15 protein-coding genes are annotated in these 19,264 nt (G+C 62.0%); 9 read left to right on the top strand and 6 right to left on the bottom strand.

The genetic code is table 11. The annotated features are described in order from the left end of the window. The first annotated feature begins 107 nt into the window (after positions 1 to 107). The 4 genes from D1Y84_RS15835 (at position 108) to D1Y84_RS15820 (ending at position 5,129) form a co-directional block, all read left to right on the top strand. A complete protein-coding gene (locus tag D1Y84_RS15835; protein ID WP_124849551.1) occupies positions 108 to 2,864 on the top strand; it encodes a TonB-dependent receptor in 2,757 nt (918 codons plus the stop codon). Positions 2,865 to 2,961: 97 nt separating this feature from the next. Beyond that, a complete protein-coding gene (locus D1Y84_RS15830; protein ID WP_124849550.1) occupies positions 2,962 to 3,345 on the top strand; it encodes a Fur family transcriptional regulator in 384 nt (127 codons plus the stop codon). A 23-nt stretch (positions 3,346 to 3,368) separates the two neighbouring features. After that, positions 3,369 to 3,971, top strand: a complete 603-nt coding sequence (locus tag D1Y84_RS15825; RefSeq protein ID WP_124849549.1) for a cation transporter — start codon at positions 3,369 to 3,371, stop codon at positions 3,969 to 3,971. A 162-nt stretch (positions 3,972 to 4,133) separates the two neighbouring features. After that, on the top strand, positions 4,134 to 5,129 hold the full coding sequence (locus D1Y84_RS15820) for an aldo/keto reductase (RefSeq protein ID WP_124849548.1): 996 nt from the start codon (positions 4,134 to 4,136) through the stop codon (positions 5,127 to 5,129). A 99-nt stretch (positions 5,130 to 5,228) separates the two neighbouring features. Here the strand turns inward: D1Y84_RS15820 and D1Y84_RS15815 are convergent, their stop codons facing one another. From D1Y84_RS15815 to D1Y84_RS15805, 3 genes are read right to left on the bottom strand one after another with little or no spacing between them, the layout of a single operon-like run. Further along, entirely contained in the window at positions 5,229 to 6,620 is a 1,392-nt protein-coding gene (locus D1Y84_RS15815; RefSeq protein WP_124849547.1) for an MlaD family protein, read from the bottom strand. Continuing rightward, the gene (locus tag D1Y84_RS15810) at positions 6,620 to 7,429 is read right to left on the bottom strand and encodes an ABC transporter ATP-binding protein (RefSeq protein ID WP_233581472.1); all 810 of its coding nucleotides are present in this window, start codon (positions 7,427 to 7,429) and stop codon (positions 6,620 to 6,622) included. The genes D1Y84_RS15815 and D1Y84_RS15810 overlap by 1 nt, the downstream gene beginning before the upstream one ends. Continuing rightward, the gene (locus D1Y84_RS15805) at positions 7,426 to 8,391 is read right to left on the bottom strand and encodes an ABC transporter permease (RefSeq protein ID WP_233581471.1); all 966 of its coding nucleotides are present in this window, start codon (positions 8,389 to 8,391) and stop codon (positions 7,426 to 7,428) included. Before D1Y84_RS15805 ends, D1Y84_RS15810 begins: the two co-directional genes overlap by 4 nt. 454 nt (positions 8,392 to 8,845) lie before the next feature. On the opposite strand from D1Y84_RS15805, the gene D1Y84_RS15800 reads away from it, so the two are divergent. The 4 genes from D1Y84_RS15800 (at position 8,846) to D1Y84_RS15785 (ending at position 13,494) form a co-directional block, all read left to right on the top strand. Beyond that, positions 8,846 to 9,421, top strand: a complete 576-nt coding sequence (locus D1Y84_RS15800) for a spore coat U domain-containing protein (protein ID WP_124849546.1) — start codon at positions 8,846 to 8,848, stop codon at positions 9,419 to 9,421. A gap of 22 nt (positions 9,422 to 9,443) precedes the next feature. Then, on the top strand, positions 9,444 to 10,154 hold the full coding sequence (locus D1Y84_RS15795; RefSeq protein WP_158615516.1) for a molecular chaperone: 711 nt from the start codon (positions 9,444 to 9,446) through the stop codon (positions 10,152 to 10,154). Between the two features lie 122 nt (positions 10,155 to 10,276). Further along, positions 10,277 to 12,637 (top strand): fimbria/pilus outer membrane usher protein, encoded by a 2,361-nt coding sequence (locus tag D1Y84_RS15790; protein ID WP_124849544.1) that lies wholly within the window; start codon positions 10,277 to 10,279, stop codon positions 12,635 to 12,637. Then, positions 12,616 to 13,494: a spore coat protein U domain-containing protein gene (locus tag D1Y84_RS15785; RefSeq protein ID WP_124849543.1), complete on the top strand. Its 879-nt coding sequence runs from the start codon at positions 12,616 to 12,618 to the stop codon at positions 13,492 to 13,494. The genes D1Y84_RS15790 and D1Y84_RS15785 overlap by 22 nt, the downstream gene beginning before the upstream one ends. Before the next feature lie 132 nt (positions 13,495 to 13,626). On the opposite strand, the gene D1Y84_RS15780 is transcribed toward D1Y84_RS15785, so the two are convergent. Next, positions 13,627 to 14,769 (bottom strand): FAD-dependent monooxygenase, encoded by a 1,143-nt coding sequence (locus tag D1Y84_RS15780; protein ID WP_124849542.1) that lies wholly within the window; start codon positions 14,767 to 14,769, stop codon positions 13,627 to 13,629. A 52-nt stretch (positions 14,770 to 14,821) separates the two neighbouring features. Here D1Y84_RS15780 and D1Y84_RS15775 point away from each other — a divergent pair, with 52 nt between their 5' ends. Further along, entirely contained in the window at positions 14,822 to 15,475 is a 654-nt protein-coding gene (locus D1Y84_RS15775) for a TetR/AcrR family transcriptional regulator (protein WP_124849541.1), read from the top strand. Between the two features lie 54 nt (positions 15,476 to 15,529). On the opposite strand, the gene D1Y84_RS18555 is transcribed toward D1Y84_RS15775, so the two are convergent. Further along, positions 15,530 to 17,338 (bottom strand): hypothetical protein, encoded by a 1,809-nt coding sequence (locus D1Y84_RS18555; protein WP_370245784.1) that lies wholly within the window; start codon positions 17,336 to 17,338, stop codon positions 15,530 to 15,532. Between the two features lie 68 nt (positions 17,339 to 17,406). Further along, positions 17,407 to 19,053, bottom strand: coding sequence for a carboxypeptidase-like regulatory domain-containing protein (locus tag D1Y84_RS18550; protein ID WP_233581469.1), 1,647 nt, complete (start codon positions 19,051 to 19,053; stop codon positions 17,407 to 17,409). Positions 19,054 to 19,264 lie beyond the last annotated feature (211 nt).

Genomic DNA, 19,264 nt, shown 5'->3' with positions numbered 1-19,264 from the left:
CAGTCCGCCCTGTGCCGACAAAGCACTGCCGGGCGCGATCACGCGTAGGCAAAGCGCCGGCAGTATCGTTCTCCCGCGCTCGCTGCACCTTCATCGGAGACGCCGTCATGTCCAGGTTTCATCTACGCAGGATCCAGTACTTTCTACCTCTCGCTTCGTTGAGCGCCCTCTGCTTGCAGGTGCCATGCGCCCACGCCCAGGCAGCCGGCAGCTCCGGCAGTATCTACGGCACTGTCACCGATGGAACAGGGGCCATCATCCCCAACGCCTCGGTGACCCTGCTCAACCCGCGCAGCGGCTACAGCCGCCAGGCCACCACCGACAGCTCGGGCAACTACCAGTTCAGCAATCTTCCCTTTAACAGCTACCACCTCGTGGTCTCGGCAGGCGGCTTCGGCGCCATCACTGAAGACGCAGCCATCAACTCATCCGTTCCCGTCGTGCTGAAGGATGTTCTGCAAGTCGGCAAGTCAGCCGAAAGCGTAACCGTGACCGGCAGCGACCTGATCGAATCAGACACCACGTTTCACACCGATCTCGATCGCGGCCTGTTCAGCAAGCTGCCTCTCGAAAGCCAGTCCTCCGGTCTCAGCTCGCTCGTGACCCTTGCCTCGCCCGGCGTAGCCGCTGACTCCAACGGTCTCTTTCATGGGCTCGGCGACCATGCCTCCAACTCGTTCTACGTCGACGGTCAACCCATCACGGACCAGCAAAGCAAGGTGTTCTCAAACCAGACGCCGGTCAACGCGGTGCAGTCCCTGCAGGTCATCTCCGGCGCGCCGCCGGCCCAGTTCGGCGACAAGACAAGCCTGGACATCGTCGTGACCACCCGCTCCGGGCAGGGCCTGCCGCACCCGACCGGCGACTTGGTCGCCTCCTATGGAACGTTCGGTTCCGCCAACGGCATCTTCGATCTCGGCGTGGGCGGGCCCTCGGGCGGCAACTTCTTCGAGATCGATGGTTTGAATACGGGACGCTTCCTTGATCCTCCAGAGTTCGTGGTCTTCCACGACAAGGGCAATGAGCAGAATGTGTTCGATCGCATCGATCGCCAGCTCTCTGAAAAGGATGCGTTGCACCTCAACCTCAATTACAGCCGCTCCTGGTTTCAGACACCCAACACCTACGACAACCTCAACGTCTCCGATGTCGTCAGCGCGGGAACCTCGGCTAACCCTGTCTTCGGAAACGTCGGAGATGCCGACCAGCATTCCAAGATCGAGACGTTCAACATCGCGCCCAGCTACACCCACGTGCTGAACAACACCGCTGTCTTCAACATCGGCCCATACGTCCGTAAGGACGCTTACAACTACTACCCCAGCGGTAACCCGCTCGCCGACCTAGGCCCCGTCAACCTGCAGCGGGAATCCATCGCGCAGCAGCGCACCCTCCTCAACGCCGGTGTCCACACGGAACTCTCATTCACCAGGGGCATCCACACCGCACAGGCCGGCGCGGTGTACCAGCAGACGTTCCTTCGGGAGCACGACAACCTCGGCATCGTCGACTCAACCCTGAATGCTCCCTGCCTCGATGCAAGCGGCAACTCGCTGCCCGGCTTCAGCGATCCCAGCAGTTGCGCGCTTGTCGGCCAGCAGGCAAACACCGCGTATAACCCGGTGCTCGCTCCATACGACCTCACGCGCAACGGCGGCGAGTTTGCCTTCTTCGGCCACACTGATGTCAAGGAACTTGCACTCTATGTGCAGGATGAAATCCACGCCGGCAACTGGCTCCTGAACCTCGGCATACGCGGCGACCTCTACAACGGCCTCACCGTGGCCCGCCAGGGCGAGCCCCGTCTCGGCGTCTCCTACCGGGTCAATCGCTCCAATACGCTCCTGCGCGTCTCCTACGCACGCACACTCGAGTCGCCCTTCAATGAAAATCTCGTGCTCTCCAGCATAGGTTGCGGCGACGCCGTGCTCAATCCCCTGCTCGCCTGCGCTCCCGGGGTCACAAACACGGTCGAGCGGCCCGGCACGCGCAATGAGTTTCACGCAGGGTTCCAGCAGGCAGTAGGTCGCCACGTCGTCGTCAACGGCGATTACATCTGGAAGTACACCCACAACGCATTCGACTTCAGCGTGCTTGGCAACACGCCGATCACGTTTCCCATCGACTGGCACAACTCCAAGATCCCCGGCTTTGTGCTCAGCGCCGACCTGGTCGATCTGCACGGCTTCACTGCGTTCGTCGTCATGTCCTCGGTGGCCGCACGCTTCTTCAACCCGCAGCTTGCCGGCGCCGGCGCAACGCCGGGCAACGGAAACGGCAACCTGCCATTCCGCATCGATCACGATGAGAAGTACAACCAGACCACGCACCTCCAGTACCAGGTACCGGGCAAGTACTCGCCCTGGTTCAGCTTTAATTGGCGCTTTGACAGCGGGCTCGTCGCAGGCTCCGCTCCCTGTTACAACGATGTTCCCGGCGCAAATACTGGCTGCAGCAGCACTGCTTCCACCAACGGGCAGCAGCTCATCGACCTCTCGGGCTACACCGCCGATCAGGAGTCCGAAGCCGGCCTTGTCTGCAATGGCATCCGCGCCACCCCATTCCAGGCTCTCCCCGGCAACCAGTGCCTGGCCTCGCAGCTCACGTCCAAACTCATCACCATTCCTGCACCCAACACTGAGAACGACGACAAGAACCCGCAACGCATCGCGCCTCGCAGCCTGTTCGATGTCGCTGTCGGCAAGGACAATCTCTTCGGCGGCGAAAAGTACCGCTGGAGCGCTCGCCTTACCGGCATCAACATCTCGGACAAGTACGCGCTCTATAACTTCCTCTCCACCTTCAGCGGCACGCACTACGTCACACCCCGCGCGCTCAACGGCGAAGTAGGCTTCCACTTCTAAACCACGCACGATCGTCTGGGGGCGCAAGGCATCGCGCATCCAGCCGATCGTGTGCATCACACGCTTTCGTCAGAGCCACAGCTTCTGCAGGACGCCCATGACGCGACGCACTCAACAAAAACAGGCAATCTGGGCCGCCTTCGAAACGGCCACCCAGCCGCTGTCCGTCCACGAAGTCCGCACTATCGCCAGCAGGCAGGTAAAGCATCTGAGCCTCGCCACGGTTTACCGCACCATCGGCAGCCTTCTCAAAGAAGGGTCGTTGTCGGCCATCGAGGTTCCCGGCAACGCCGATCGCTACAGGCTCGCCGGGGCAAATGAGTGTGACCACTTCCGGTGCGATCACTGCGGCTGTATTTACGAGATCGCACCCTGTCCCCTGGCCGCGACCCCGAGCCTTCCAGCGGGCTTCCGCAACGATCGCCACCAGGTCTTTTTCTTCGGAGTATGCTTTCGATGTTGCGAATCAGACGCGCAATAGCCCGTACACAGGAGCGCCTGGACATGCAGCCTGCGCCACGCCCAGACATGCAATCCGAAGTAGTCCGGCTTCAAGTCCTGACGCTGGCCTGGATGCTGATCGAGTGCGCGGTCTCACTTACAGCGTCCATCCGCGCAAAGAGCGTGTCACTCTTCGCGTTCAGCTCCGACAGCTTTGTGGAAGTGATCTCAGCCGCCGTCGTGCTCGCGCAGGTCCTGCCCGGCTTCCGGCTCAGCCCGGCGAGAGCAGCGCGCGCCTGTGGCACGTTGCTCTATGCGCTGGCGGTTGTTGTGTCGCTGATCGCTCTCGCCGGCTTGCTCTGCAAGATCGAAAGCACGCCAAGTACCTTGGGCATCGCTGTGACCGCAGGCGCCCTGGTCATGATGCCGGCACTTGCCTGGCAGAAACGCAGGGCCGCTCTCCGCCTGCACAGCAAGGCGCTGTTCGCGGACGCTGTACAGTCCGCCACCTGCGCCTATCTTGCCGCCCTCACGCTCGCAGCGCTTCTGCTCCGGCACCATGTGGATCTGCGCTGGATCGATCCGGTTGCAGCGCTCGCGGCGGTTCCAGTCCTGATCGGCGAAGGCCGGCGCGCTCGACGCGGCGAAACCTGCGGCTGCTGTTAGCAGGCCGCCCCTGTCTCTTTCCTCGCATAGAAGCTTGATTTGCTTCAAAAGAGGATCCGCGAAGCAGCGAACCATCGCAGGCACTACGCTGTAGGAACCGGATTTGCTACCGGCCGAGGGAACCGGCGAAGCAAGCCCGCATTTCTGACAGGAGAAAACACCATGCAGAAAAGGGTACTAGGCGACAGCAAGCTCGAAGTTTCCGCCGTCGGTTTTGGCTGCATGGGTCTCAGCCACGCCTACGGCCCGGCCATGGAAAAGCAGCAGGCCATCCAGCTCCTGCAGGCAGCAGTCGAGCGTGGCATAACCTTCTTCGATACTGCCGAGGCGTATGGTCCGTTCACCAACGAAGAGCTCATCGGCGAGGCTCTCGCCCCCCACCGCGCAGACGTCGTGGTCGCAACCAAGTTCGGCTTCGACATCCTGCCCAACGGACAACGAGGCGGCGGCCTCAACAGCAAGCCAGACCACATCCGGCAAGTCGCAGAAGCCTCTTTGAAGCGCCTCCGCACAGACGCGATCGATCTCCTCTACCAGCACCGAGTGGACCCTGCAGTGCCGATCGAGGACGTCGCCGGTGCAGTGCGCGACCTGATCCAGGCTGGCAAGGTCAAGCACTTCGGCCTCTCGGAGGCCGGCGCAAACACGATTCGTCGCGCCCACGCAGTTCAGCCGGTCACCGCCGTGCAGAGTGAATACTCTCTCTGGACCCGCGACGTCGAACAGCATGGCATTCTCTCAGCCTGCGAGGAGCTGGGCATCGGCTTCGTTGCCTGGGGACCTCTCGGCGCTGGCTTTCTCACGGGCAAGATCGATGCCACCACCACATTCGACGCCACCGACTTCCGCAACCATGTGCCGCGCTTCACCCCGGAAGCACGTGCCGCGAACCAGTCGGTCGTCGATCTTCTGACGGGCATCGCCGAAAGCAAAGCCGCTACCCCGGCCCAAGTCGCGCTGGCATGGCTGCTCGCGCAGAAACCGTGGGTCGTTCCAATCCCAGGTACGACGAAGCTGTCTCGCCTCGAAGAAAATCTCGGGTCAGTCGCTCTCTATCTCTCCCCAGACGACCTGCACGCCATCGGCGTCGCCGTCTCCAAAATCGAGATTCAAGGACTGCGCCTGCCGGAAGCTGTCCTCAAGATGTCGGAACGCTGATCCACTCACCACGGGATGCGTGGCTCGTATGCAGGCGGGTCAGGCTCCCTACGACCACATACGCCCACCCGACGCAGGGCTCCGCGCAGAAGCCGGCAGCTACTTATGCCTGGGCGCGAGCACGACCACGCACACCCCGTCCCACCCGTCGTGCCCCACTCCCGCCGGCGGCGCATTGTCGAGCCCGATGTAACCAACATGCGCCGCCTCTAATTGGAAGTGCGCCTGCAGGTAATGGCTGACCAGTACGGAACGACGCCGCGACACTGCCAGCCGCGTGCTCGCATCCGCACCCCCCGAATATCCTTCCACGACCAGTGCTTGGTTCGTGAACTCGCCGCCGCCCTGCGCAAGCGCCTCGTCAAGTGCACTCTTGCCACGCGCAGACAGCTGCTCCGTTCCATCCGCCTGCGTATCGAAGAGGCTTGCAGTGGGAAGCCACAGCCGATGATCAGCCGGGTTCACAAACACCTTGTTCGTGCGGTACGTGGCAGGCGACAGCTCGCTCAACTGGTAATAGCCGCGCTTCTTGAAGAAGCCCTGGAAAAAGAACTCGTGCTTCAGCGCTTCCGTGTCGTCCGCCAAGTTCGCCGTGGCATTGTCGGCGTTGGAAAGTGAATCGCGCAGGTTCTCGCCGGCACTCAGTCCGCTCCGGTCCGGCGCGGTCGCTTCCGCGATGGTCTGGTTCAGCTGTTTGGAGGTTGCGTCCAGTTGGCCTGCTGCATCCTGCGCGCTCTTGAGCGTGTCGTCCACCTTCTGCGGCAGGTTGCGCGACTGTATGTCCGCAATCAGTTGATCCGTGCGCGTCGAGGCATGCGCCAGGCTACCGCTTGCATCCTGCGCATTGTCGAGCGTGTGCTGCACCTCGGCCGAGAACTTCTCATCGCGCAGCAGCAGACCCACCGCGCCGCGCCCCTGCTTGATGCCCGCAATCACGTCATTCGCATTGGCAACCGCCACGTTAACGCCGCCCAGCGTACCCTGCAGGCTGCCGCCCAGCTGCTTGATGGTGGCGTCTGCATCATTGATCGTTTTGCCCGCGTCTCCTACCAGCTTGTTGCCTTTGTCTAGCAGCGCGGCAAGATCGAACGGCTCTTTGCCCGGCAGTGTGGCATAAGCAGCCGCCGCCTGCGCATGCACGCTCCCGGTGTGAATCAAGATGTAGGTATCGCCCACAACGCCTTCCGTTGCGACGGAAGCAATGGAGTCCGTGCGGATCAGCCCGCGAAGCTTGGTATCAACCTGCATCCTCACGCGAAAGCGAGCCGAAGGAGAGTCCGGGATATCAATCCCCGTAACCTGCCCTCCCTCCATCCCGGCAACGCGTACCTTCGCGCCCTTCGCCACCCCACCCAGGTCCGCAAACTCTGTGTAGAGCACCATGTGGTGATCAAATGCCTTCTTGCGATTGCCGATCAAAAACAGGCCGACGGCAAAGAGGATGACCCCGGCAGAAACAAAGAGACCGACGATAAGGTTTCGCTTCGCCATCAGTATCGCTCCGATATCAACTTGCGCGCTGTTTCGCTTTGGCTCTGTTCCACTTCTTTTGCTGTGCCGTAGGCTACAAAGCGCCCATGCTCCAATACCGCGAACGTGTCGCCCACCCGGCGGGCTCCATGAATGTCGTGCGTGACGATCATCAGCGTCGTCTTCCGCTCGGTCTTCTGTTTCAGCAGCAACTCATCGATCTCGGAGGCGGTGATGCGGTCCAGGCCACTGTTGGGTTCATCGACCAGGAGCACCTTGGGCTCCAGCACCAGCGCACGCGCAAGGCCGGCACGCTTCCGCATTCCGCCGGAAAGCTCCACCGGCATTCGCTGGCCATCGTTCTCAAGGCCAACCTGCTGCAGCGTGCGGTGCACCGCCTCCTCCACCTCTGGCCAGGACTTGTTGCTGAGCCGTCGCAGCGGCAACGCGAGATTGTTGTAGAGCGAGAGAGAATCGAACAGCGCGGCATCCTGGAACAGGAAGCCGATCTTGCGGCGCACCTTCGACAACTCCGCTCCTTCAAGGCTGGCAATGTTGTCCCCGCAGACCCAGATCTTTCCCTGGTCAGGCCGCAGCAGCGCGATGCTCAATTTCAACGTCACGCTCTTGCCCATGCCGCTGCGGCCCAGGATGCATAACGCTTCGCCGGGTGGTACCGCAAAGGACACGTCGCTCAACACCTGCTTCTCGCCGAACGCCTTGGAGACATTCTCGAAGCGAAGCATTGCCCCCGCCTCTTTTCCGGCTGTCGTCTGGCCATCGTGCTGCGAAGCAGCCATGCCGTGGGAGGTCTCGCGCGGCTCGTTCATATCGCACTATCCGGAAACACGAAAAATATGCAGCGTATCAGGATCACGTCCGCAAGAATGATCAGCAGCGACGACAAAACAACGCTGTTGGTCGCGGCGCGGCCGACGCCGTTTGCGCCCTCGTTGGTCGTGTACCCGAAGTACGACGACACCGCACCGATGATGAACCCGAACACCGTCGTTTTGAGCACGGGCGGAATAAAGTTGGACCAGCCCAGGTCATCAAAAGCGCGCACAAAGTACAGGCTGAGCGAGATGTGCGAGTTGAAGTGCTCGCTCAGGAATCCGCCGAACAGCCCGCAAAAATCCATCAGCAGCGTCAGGATCGGCAGCGCGATCACGCAGGCAAGCACCCTTGGCACCACGAGGAACTTGAAGGAGTCCACCGAGAGTGACTCGATGGCGTCGATCTGTTCCGTTGCCCGCATATTCGCCAGCACCGCCCCAATGCCGGAACCAACCCTGCCCGCCAGCAAGAGCGCCGCCACAAGCGGTCCGATCTCCACAAAGAAAGCATCGGCCTGCACCGAGGGGATCATCGCCGTTGCCCCGAAAGTGACCAGACTGCTGCGCGTGTGGAACGACATCACTGTGCCAAGAGAGATACCGGAGGCAAACACCAGCAGCCACGACTCTGCACCCGCGGCAATCAATTGCTCGCGTAGTTGGGCCATCTCAAATGGAGGGCTGAACGCGGAGGTGATCACCCGCAGACCGAACAGGCTCATTGCCCCAAGCGCTTCGAGACTTTTTTTCAAGAGCTCCCCTTCGAAGAGATACGAGGCCAAACGCCAGCGCGGGCCTTTGCAGGCTAACACCGAGTCGCCATCCAGACCACCCAATCCCCGCAGAACTAAACCGCCACAACAGGGCAACCATACACGGGCACTGTTGCCGTTGAAGATGCAGCCGCACCTGGGCAAGTTGTTGCTCCGGGATGAAAATTCATCCTCGATGTGCATGTCGCCTTAAGGCAACAAGACTGGGCCTCGACACGTAAGCGCAACCACGGCCCACGCCACCAGGCGGTACATGTGGAAGCCGACAAACAGATCAAACATGCACACCTGCCGCGTCTGCGCCCAGCTGTCACGTTCCCATCCTTGAAATACCCAGCTCGATCCTGCACCCGCCGCTCCAACTCGGAGTCAATCCCGACCCGAATCAAGACGCGCGGAGCGTCGCGAGATCCGGCTTGGATGCAGCTCGATTATTCCCATCTGGTGCAATTATGGTCACACCCGGCACTCAAGTAACGAGACAAGGCAGTAGATTTCTTGACCTGCTCACGGATGCGCTTATTTTTGTGATCAGACGTGCAGTACTGTATGGCACCGTGTCCGTTACGTATCAAACGTCATCCAGTGGTAGGCTACGCGGCCACCTGATTTTGCGTACTCAAAAGGAGTCATGCGCATGACCGGCATCAAGCAAAACGCACTTGCAACAACCACAACAAAGGCCCTGAACACGCCACGAACGAGGATCAGCGGTCGCTTCCAATCCCTCGCGATCTGGGTGTTTGCGGCCGTACTTGTTCTTTCCTGCTCCGTCCGCCCTGCGGGAGCAGCAACTGCCACCTCCACCATGGCTGTAAGTGCCACCGTGGTGGCAACCTGCTCTATTTCCACGACCTCGCTGGCATTCGGCAATTACACGGGTGCCGCTCTCCCTGGCAGTGCGCTTCTTACAGCGCTATGCAGCAATGGCTCCACTTACAACATAGGCCTCAGCGCCGGTACATCCACCAACGCAACCGTCACCACCCGTGGCATGTTTGTGAGCGGCACACCCGCCGTCGTGCTCAACTACGCGCTCTACTCCAACTCAGCACGCACCACCAACTGGGGTTCTACCGTGGGCACTGACACCGTGAGCGGCACCGGAAACGGGGCCAGTCAAAGCCTGACCGTGTACGGCAACATACCGGCGGGTCAGTTCATCGCAGCAGGGTCCTACACCGACTCCATCGTCGCCACCATCACGTATTGATATGAGGCGGCGCTTGGCGGGTATGTTGAGAAAAGCGGTTGCTTCGGTCCTGCTTTTGCCCGGCGCGGGTCTCGCCGGCGCGCAGGCATTGGCAGTCATGCCGATCAGTGTCGCCTTGCTACCCGGGCAAAAAGCCACCAGCCTCACCGTGGTCAACAAGGGGCAGACTGCAACCTCCGTTCAGATCCGGGTCTACGGGTGGAGTCAGTCGGATGGCGACGATCACCTCGTGGCGTCGGACATCGTGATGGCGAGTCCACCGATCGCCACGATCGCGCCCAATGCCTCGCAGACAATCCGCGTGGTTCTCCGCCGCTCGCCCGAAGGTGAGGAGGAGACCTATCGCATCATCCTGGATCAACTCCCCCCGCCGCCGGAGCCCGGCGTCGTCCACGTGGTGCTGCGTATGTCGATCCCCATCTTTGCCGAGCCACACGGGCCGGTTCCCTCGCGCCTCACCTTTCACCTTGAAAAGCAGGGTGAAAACACGTTCCTCGTCGCTTCCAACACTGGGGATACCCACGAGACGCTGCGAGATATGAAACTTGCTCTCAGCGATGGCACCAGTGTTGAGGTGAAGGCACATGGGTCCCCCTACATCCTGGCCGGCGCCACGCGTCGTTGGCCGCTGGTCTCCGGCGACACGCTGCCTGCACACCCGGCGCTCCGGGTCTCGGCGCAGGGTGTTTCCGGTGCCATCCATCAACAAGTAGCCCTTGCTGACAACTTCTGATTGCTCGGCGCCGGCAAGACGATGGCTTCTCGTCTCCAGCGCCGTCCCTCGCTTTTCTCACTTGCTTCCACCATTTCCATTCACCACTGAATCCGCCGGCTATGTCGCCCAGATCTCTACAAATGCCAGTGCTCCTGCTTCTCCTGCGGTTGACGACACTGCCTGCCCTCGGGGATGAACAGGCCCTGCTCCTGGACGTGCACGTGAACGGGCACGCAGTCGGCAAGATCGGCGAGTTCGTCTATCGCAACGGGGTGTTGCTGGCGACGCGTGCGGAACTGGAGGATCTTGGAATTCGCGGACCGCTCGGCCTCGTGCGGCGAGGTCCCGGCGCCGCCGCAATGGGCGATGGACTGATCGACCTGGCGACCCTGCCGGGGCTTACCTGGCATCTCGACGAACAAACCCAGACTATCGAAGTCACCGCCACAAACGAGCGCCTGATGCCGGCCATCCTTGCTCCGGATGAAGCGCCGGGCGTTGCCCCGCCCAACCCGCATGCGACGCAGAGCGGCACCGGGGTGACCCTGAACTACGACATCGTCAATGAACAGATCGGCCGGCAGACCGCGCAAAGCGGCTCCATCGACATGCGTGGATTTTCTCCACGCGGCGTCGTGGAAAGCACCTTCCTCGCCTACTCGGGGGCCCCGCAGGTATCGCTCGCGGCACCCGCCGGTACTGGCAGCCGCATGCTCACACGCCTCGACACCAGCTACACCCTTGCCGACGTCAAGAGCCTCCGTCGCTACAACCTGGGTGACTTCATCACGGGCGGGCTCTCCTGGACACGACCCGTTCGGCTCGGCGGGCTGCAGGTCAAGTCGGACTTCAGCATGCGCCCGGACCTCATCACCTTTCCGTTGCCCACAGTCGCCGGTTCCGCGGCCGTACCCTCGACCGTCAACATCCTTGCCGATGGAAACCTTGTATCTTCGCACCAAGTCGATGCCGGCGTGTTTGAAGTGCCACAGCTACCCGTCATCAATGGCGCCAACACCATCACCATGACTGTGACCAACGCTCTTGGGCAGCAGGTCAACATCACGCAGGACTTCTACACCAGTGCCACGCTGCTCGCTCCCGGGTTGCAGACATTCTCCGCCCAGGTCGGCGCGTTCCGCCAAAACTGGGGAGTCATCAGCAACCAGTACGGCAAAACCACCGGAGTCGTCGACTACCGGCGCGGGCTGAGCAGCAGCATGACGCTTGAAGCGAGCGCCGAGGGCGCACCCGGAACGCTTATGGCGGGTGCGGGCGCCGTACTCAAGATTGACCATTACGGTGTCGTCAATATCTCTGCGGCCGGCAGTGACGGAGCACGTAGCAATGGCCGGCAGCTCTCGGTGGGCGCACAAAGAGTCGGAACCAGGCTCAGCCTCGGGGCCTCGGCCACCTTTGCATCGCGTGGCTTCACGGATGTGGCTGCCGTCAACGGCGAGCCCGTACCCCGTAGGCAGATCAGCGCGAATGGCGACGTCATGCTGCGGCACCTCGGCTCGGTCGGCATCGCCTACGCCGGCATTGATCAGGATGCGTCCCTCTACAGCGTGAATGGCTTCCTGGCCCCCTCGCAGCGCAACCACACACTCTACGGGAGCTATTCGCTGCAGGTGGGTCGCGCCACCCTCTACGCGAACGAGTTCATGAGCCTGACCGACAGCAACTCCAACGGTCTGCAGGCAGGTCTGACCATTCCGCTCGGCCGACGGAGCATCCTTGGCGTCAGCGCCGGCACCACCGCTGGCTCCGCGCAGGTGCAGGCGCAACGCTCTGCCTCCGAAATCGGCGACTGGGGCTACCAGGCCTACACCTCGGCAGACTCGGCGCATGGGTTCGCCCAGGCGCAGTACAAATCACGTTGGGGTCTGATGACCGCGGGCATCGATCAGAACCAGGGCGCGACCACCCTGCGCATGGAAGACCAAGGCGCCCTCTCCTGGATCGACCGGGGCATCTTCCCCTCCAACACCATCTACGACAGCTTTGCCATCGTGGACACCACGCGCATGGCGCGTGTGCACGTGCTGCAGGAGAACCGCAACGTCGGCACCACCGATGCCTCCGGGCGTCTGCTGGTTCCGGACATGCGCGCCTTCGACCTTAACCATCTCTCCATCGACCCCTCGGACATCCCGGTGGATGCCTCGGTCGATACCATCAATCAGGACGTGCGCCCGCAGGACCATTCCGGCGTCGTTGTGCATTTTCGAGTGCAGGAAAGCCATGGCGGTCTTCTGCGCGTGGTCGATGAACAGGGCGCACCCATCGAAGCCGGCAGCGAAGCCCGGCTGCTCGAAACCGGCACCACCGTGCCGGTAGGCTTTGACGGCGAGGCCTACCTCGTCAACCTGAACTTCCTCAACCATGTAGAAGTCACGCGGGTCGACGGCCGGCACTGCTTTGTCTCGTTCAACTACCTGCCGATCTCCGGCGTCATCCCCAGGATCGGCCCCCGCCTGTGCCGCGCTGGTCTGCCGTGATGCGCCGCCTGATCGTTGTCCTGTGCGCGCTTCTCGGTGCCCGGCATGCCATGGCCGCGGGCACATGCAGCAACCTCACGGCGCAACCCGTAAACTTCGGCAACTACACCAGCGCTGCCACAACCACGGGCGGTTCCGCCGTCTCGGTAAGCTGTACCGCGGGCACGGCCATTACGGGCTCCATCAACGCCGGGACCACCACCGGGGCGACCACTGCGGTGCGCAAGATGAAGAGCAGTGCCGGCGCCACCATCAACTACGGGCTCTTCCAGGACTCAGCACACACCACGAACTGGGGCAACACCCCCGGCACCGACACGGAAAACACCACCGCTACCGGCAGCACCCAGACAAGCTACGTGTATCCCTTGGCTTCTGCCGGGCAGTATGTGGCGCCCGGCACCTATACCGACACGGTGACGCTCACCGTATCGGGCGGCACCAGCCCCGTCTCCGTCACAATCGCGGTCACCGCCACCGTGGTCGCCATGTGCACACTCTCGGCCGGGCCCCTGGCTTTCAGCAACTACAGCGGCAGCCTCACCACGGCGACCGCGACCCTTTCCGTAACCTGCACCAGCACCACCACCTACAACGTGGGCCTCGACGCCGGCGCCGGCAGTGGCGCGACCGTGTCGACGCGCCTAATGACACTGAACGGAGCGACGCTGCCCTACCAGGTCTTTCAGAACTCCGCGCACTCGATCAACTGGGGCAACACCGTCGGCACCGACACAGTAGCCGGCATCGGCACCGGCACGGCGCAATCCCTCACAGGCTACGGTCTGATCCCGGCCGGACACCTGGTCACCCCCGGCACCTACACCGACACGGTCACGGCAACCGTCACCTACTGATCCTCCAATCTCGAAGCACTCCGTAGCACGACTTTCGGCATACAGTCGAAAAGGGCAGCTGTGTTTTCACCCGCATGCCCGTTTGACACTCCGACAGGTATTGACCCGTCTCGGCGCCGATTGAACCACCCCTCACCCGGCCCGCAGCAGCGCGTTCCTCTGCCGAATCGCCTCCTCCGATACAGGCGCAAAGATCTTCAGCCCGAACTCGATCGCGGCACTTTGTATCTCGTTCACCACCGGCCGCAGGCTCCGGTCATACTCCGCAAAGGCACCATCGAGGTCGCCACGATATCTCGCGAGCGCATCGGCAAAGGCAGCCGCACCAAGAATCGCCATCGATCCGCCCATACCCGCGGCAGGCGACGGGCAGTATCCCGCATCGCCCACCAGCGCCACGCGGCCCCTGCTCCACTGCGGCATGCGAATCTGGCACAGCTTGTCGAAGTAAAAGTCATCCCCGCGTCCCATCTCGTCCAGCAACTCGGGCACTCTCCAGCCCTGCCCTCTGAACCGCTCCAGGATCATCTGTTTCTGCTGCGCGCGGTCCCGCCGGTCATAGCCGATCTCCTCCGCGGAAAAGAAACAAAACGCTATGTCGGTCTTGCCGTTGTACGCGTTCAGCATCACGGTCCTGCCCGCGACGTTGAACATCTCCGAAGTGTTTTCCGGGATCAGCAGCTTGTGCACGATTGTGAGGGAAAAGTAGTTCTGCAGAAACAGTGAGAACAAGTGCTCCTCGCCGAAGCACAGCCTGCGCACGGCCGAGTGCGTCCCATCGCACCCCAGCAGCAGCGAAAAACCACGGCGCGTTCCACTCGCAAAGACAACGCCCACCTCGTCCGCGCACTCCTCCACGCCGGCGACGCTGTCGCCAAACACGAACTCCACATCATCCCTCACCCGGTCGAAGAGCAGGTCGAGCAGCGTGTCTCTCTCGATCTCCCAGCCCGCTTCCCCTTGATCTTCCCCGACCGCCCGCGCGGGTCTGCGCACGACCGGCTCTCCACTCGCATCCAGGAACTCAGTAGCCCTGGGAGGCAGACTGCTTGCCACGATGTGGTCCAGCAGGCCCATGCGCCGCATCACCTCCACGACATCTTCGCGAATATCTACGGGCGTCCCGCCCTTCCGCACCCCCGGCGCCACTTCTACTACCGTAACGGCGTAGCCGAGGCGCCTCATCCACCATGCCGAGACAAGCCCGGCGAAACTGGCGCCTGCAATCAGCACGGTTGGTCGGTTCAGGACGTAAAGTGCCGATGCGTTATTCATCGCTATCCTCTTGGCTATACCCAGTATAACTATACCCGGTATAACATGAGCAATGGCCAGTTCGCACGAAAACTCCCCGGATCGCCGTACGCAGAAGCGCCTCGCCACGCGGCAAAGGATCTCGGATGCGGCAACGGGTTTGTTCATGGAGCGCGGATTTGATGCGGTCACGGTAGACCAGATCGCCCATGCGTCCGGCGTCTCCCGCATGACTGTGTTCAACCACTTCGCCCGCAAAGAGGACATGCTCTTCGATCTCGATGAGCTCGGGCGTCAGGATGTGCTGGCTGCGCTGGAATGCCGGGATCTCGGCATCGCCCCCATCGAAGCATTGCGCCTGTTCGCGCACCGGGCAGTTGCCGAACGGCGGCCATACGTTCTGTTTTGCGAAGCGGGCACCGACCGTTTTGTGCAAACGGTCCAGGCCAGCGAAGCCCTGATGGCTCGAGCCCGCGCCATCCGCGACGAGTTCTCCGACCTGGTGGCAGCCGCACTCGCGAAGGCCACCGGCAGAAAGCGACCGGATCCCGATGCGAGCCTGGCTGCCTCACTCCTTGTCGCTGCATGGGCCGTGGCCTTCGTGGAGGCGCATCGGACCTTCAACACAGGGCAGGATGCAGCCAGGGCCTACACGACTTTCCTCGCCCTCATCGACCAGGGAAGCAACGGCGCAAAAGCGGCGGTCCCGGGTACACGCTACGTCTGACCTTTGCTTGGGCCGTCCCGCGCCTTTCTCCTCCGGTGCCCGGCACACACGCCCCTAGAAGCTGAACCGCGCACCGAACTGGAACTGCCTGGGTGTGTTGGCCGCACTCAAAATACGCCCGAACCCCGCCATCACGGTAGGATCCTGCTGCGCCTGCGGGTTCCAAAACACATTGGGATACCCGAACTGCACGGAGTTCGTGACGTTGTATGAAGCGACCTCGATCCGCACGCTTCGATCGCTGCCCAATGCAAAGGCCTTGTAGATCGAAGTATCCAGCTGGTGCGCGCCATCGGTGCGCACGCTCGACAGGAACGAGGGCGCGGTACCGGGCAGCAGCGGACTGGCAGGCTGCGAGAAGCAGCTGTAATCAAACCACTGGTTCGCCGTATGCGGTGCGTGTGTCGATGGGTCGCAGCTCAGGTCCACCCGCTGGTTGAAGTAAGGGCTGCCCGTACCCACCGGCGAAGCGATGGGAACGCCGTCGCTCAGGTAGGCGATGCCGTTCAGCGTCCAGCCCCCGAGCAGTTGATTGCCAACGCCTGCAAGGTTGAGCGCGCGTCCCTTGCCGATCGGGAGATCGTACGATGCCTGCACGTTGAACTGTAACTTCACATCCTGCGCGCTCACCGAGTGTTCCAGTTCCAGGTTCCGCCAGTCCTGCGGCGAGCCAGAGTGGTAGCCCACAAAACTGAGCGGTGGCTGGTTGTCGTCGGTCATCAGCTTGCCCCAGGTAAAGGTCGCAAGCATCGAGAAGCCATTGCTCATCCGCCGTTCGATCTTGGTCTGGAGCGAGCTGTACTCCGAGTCGGCAATCGGCAGGTTGTTGACACTCACCCCATCATTAAAGCCGCCGTCGTTGAATTGCGGAAACGGCTCCAGCGTAAACCACAGCGGCACCGTCGCCGCGCCCGCAAACGGGTTGGTCGCCGGCAGGATAGAAGCCAGCGGATTCGGCACCATCTCGCAGTTGCCGTCGCCCGTCACGCACAGCCGGTCTCCGTACTGCGCAATGGTCTGCAGCGGAAGCTGGTTCAGCGAGAGACCGACGGTGCCGAACGGCAGAAAGAGCCCGCGGCTGCCCACGTAGCCGATGTTGAAGACGGTGTTCCGGCCGAGCTGCTGCTCGATGCCGAAGTTGAAGTTATACGTCGTGATCGTGCGCGGCGAGTGCAGCACCGTGTTCAGGCCAGACCCGATGTTGGTCGCGAGACCCAGCGTACTGCCCGTCGGCTGCACCACCCCGTTCGGAAACGGGTTGCTCAGCGAGTTCAGCAGCACCGTGTTGCCATCGGCGTTGTACTGCGTTGCATTCCAGGTCGTGGAGGAGCCGAAGCCATCATCGTTCAGTCCCGGGTTGGCCACCATGTCGGTGCTCGGGCCATAGTAGATCCCGCCCCCGCCGCGCACCACCAGGCTGGTCTTCGGCTGCCACGAGAAGCTCACGCGCGGCGCGAAATCCTTCAGGTTGGTGGTAAACGGGCTTCGCGCCCCATCGCCTGCAAACCGCTCGCCTCCCACCAGCGACACGCCACCCACGTTGTACGCCGCGGTGGGGTCGAAGTACTCCAGGCGGTTGTGGCGCTCGGTGCGGCCGCCAAAGATATCCCAGCGCAGTCCAAGGTTCAGCGTCAGCTTGGGCGTCACGTGGTAGTTGTCCTGCACAAACGGCGCATAGTACGGGCTGGCTTCCGCCGCGAACACATCCTTGGTAAAGTTGCCCGACTCACCGCCCGGCGTCGAACCCATGCCCAGCAGGAACGAAGCAAAGTCGCTGCCATCCCCCGCGAATGTGGTGGAACTCGTCGCCGTGTTGTCGAAGCTGTACGCACCGGCCGGCGCAGGCGGCTGGCCAATGTTCATAAACTTCTTCTGGTACTCGAACCCCGCGCTCAGCTCATGCTTGCCAAACACCTTGGTATAGGTCGCGCTTACATCACTGTTCTCGCTGGCGAAAATAAACGTGTCTTCGTTGCCGGTGCCGCCGATCGGCGCCGTATCCCCAGCGTGATCGTAGGAATCTGCTTGAACACCACCTGGTCGGCAAGCGACTGCGGAAAGCCCAGCGACGTGATATCGAAGTTGTTCTGGCGCGGGTCGCCCGTCTGGTCTTCGTAGTGCCGCGTAAACGAGTAGCGCAGCTGCAGCTCCGAGGTCGGGCTCAGCGTGCGGTCGTAGCCGAACAGCACGTTGCGGGAGTTGGTCGTGTTCAGGTAGTAGTTCGGGTCGTACTCGTTGCTGCTTCCGTACAGGTCCGCATTGCCGAACACCAGGCGCCCGAACGAAAACCGTCCGAAGATGCGGTTCTTCTCCGACGGCACATAGTCAATGCGTATGTCGAACTTCTGCTGGTGCAGCGGATCGAGTCCCGTACCGTTGTAGTTATCCGTGTGATACGTGTCGCCATTGCCGGGCAGGTTGGGCTCGGGGTACTTGTTCGCGAACTGCAGCGCGATTGGGTTCAGATTCTGCTGCGGAATGACATTGCCCGCAAACGCCTGCCGCGTGCCGTCAGCATTGTCCGGCACCAGCGGGTTGTACACCGTAAAGCTGTCCGCCGAAAAGTCACCTGCGCGCTCCGCGTCGGTCGGCACCGTGTAGTAGCCGTTCTCAAGCTGCGTCTGCTGCGTTGCTTCGTAGTCGCCAAAAAAGAACAGCTTGTCCTTGATGATGGGGCCGCCAATCGCACCGCCCTCCTGGTAGCGATGGAAATCAAGCGGCGCCTCGCCCGGGTTGGACTGCTTGAAGAAGTAGTCATTGGCCGCCAGGGCGTTGGGTCTGAAGTAGCCGAACGCGTCGCCATGGAATTTGTTGGTGCCCGACTTGCTCACCAGGCTGATCACCCCGCCGCCGCCGCTCGCGTACGTCGCGGGCGTGTTCTGCGTCTCCACGCGAAACTCCTCCACCCCGTCCTCCGGCACCTGGAAAGCCGGCAGGATCGTCGCCGCGTTGTTTTCCGCGACGCCGATCGGGCTGCCGTCGAGCATGTAATACACGCTGCCCTGCAGCGACCCGTTGATGGTGTACGACGACACATCGATCAGCGAACGCGCGTTGTTGATGCCCGGGTTCTCCGAAGAGTTTGGCGTGCCATTGGCCGGCGCAACACCCGCGCTGAGCTGCACCAGTTGGTACACGTTGCGCGTCACCAGCGGCACGCGGTCAATCGCAGCCGATGAAATCAACTGGCCCACAATCGAGTTGCTCGCTCCCACCATCGAAGCCGACTCGTCCACAGTAACGGTCTGGTTCAGATTGCCCAGTTGCATCGTCACGTCGACCTTGCTGGCCGCGTCCACCGTGATGCTGATTCCCTTTTCGACCGCGGTGTCGAAACCTTCATGGCTGATGGCGAGGTCGTACGAGCCGGACGGCACCGAAACAAACGAGTACACGCCTGCCGCGGTAGTAATCGTGGAAAGCTTTGTGCCCTTCGCGACGTCGGTCGCGACCACGGTTGCCCCCGGCACGATGGCGCCGCTGGGGTCTAGGACCGTCCCGCTCAGGGCCCCGCGGCCTGCCTGCGCAAGCATGGTGGCCGAGCAGCACAGGACGCTGCTGAAGCAGAGGAGATGCAAGGAAGTGAACGTGCCTGGCTTTCTCGGTCGCATATCCGTCTCTCCGTTACGCCTCAGAATTCACTTGATTCAAACGTTTGAATAAGCGTTATATGTATTTCGGATGAATTTAGGGCCCGCCTTTCTGCATGTCAAGGAGAAAACTGAGCGAGCCCGCTTCGGCACAGAAGCAGCCTTCGCATTCCGTTCTGGGCTGCGGCGCAACGCTTAA

Origin of the sequence: Acidipila sp. EB88 (assembly GCF_003858395.1) — a bacterium.
Classification (GTDB): domain Bacteria; phylum Acidobacteriota; class Terriglobia; order Terriglobales; family Acidobacteriaceae; genus EB88.
This window is presented reverse-complemented; position numbering and strand designations above follow the sequence as displayed.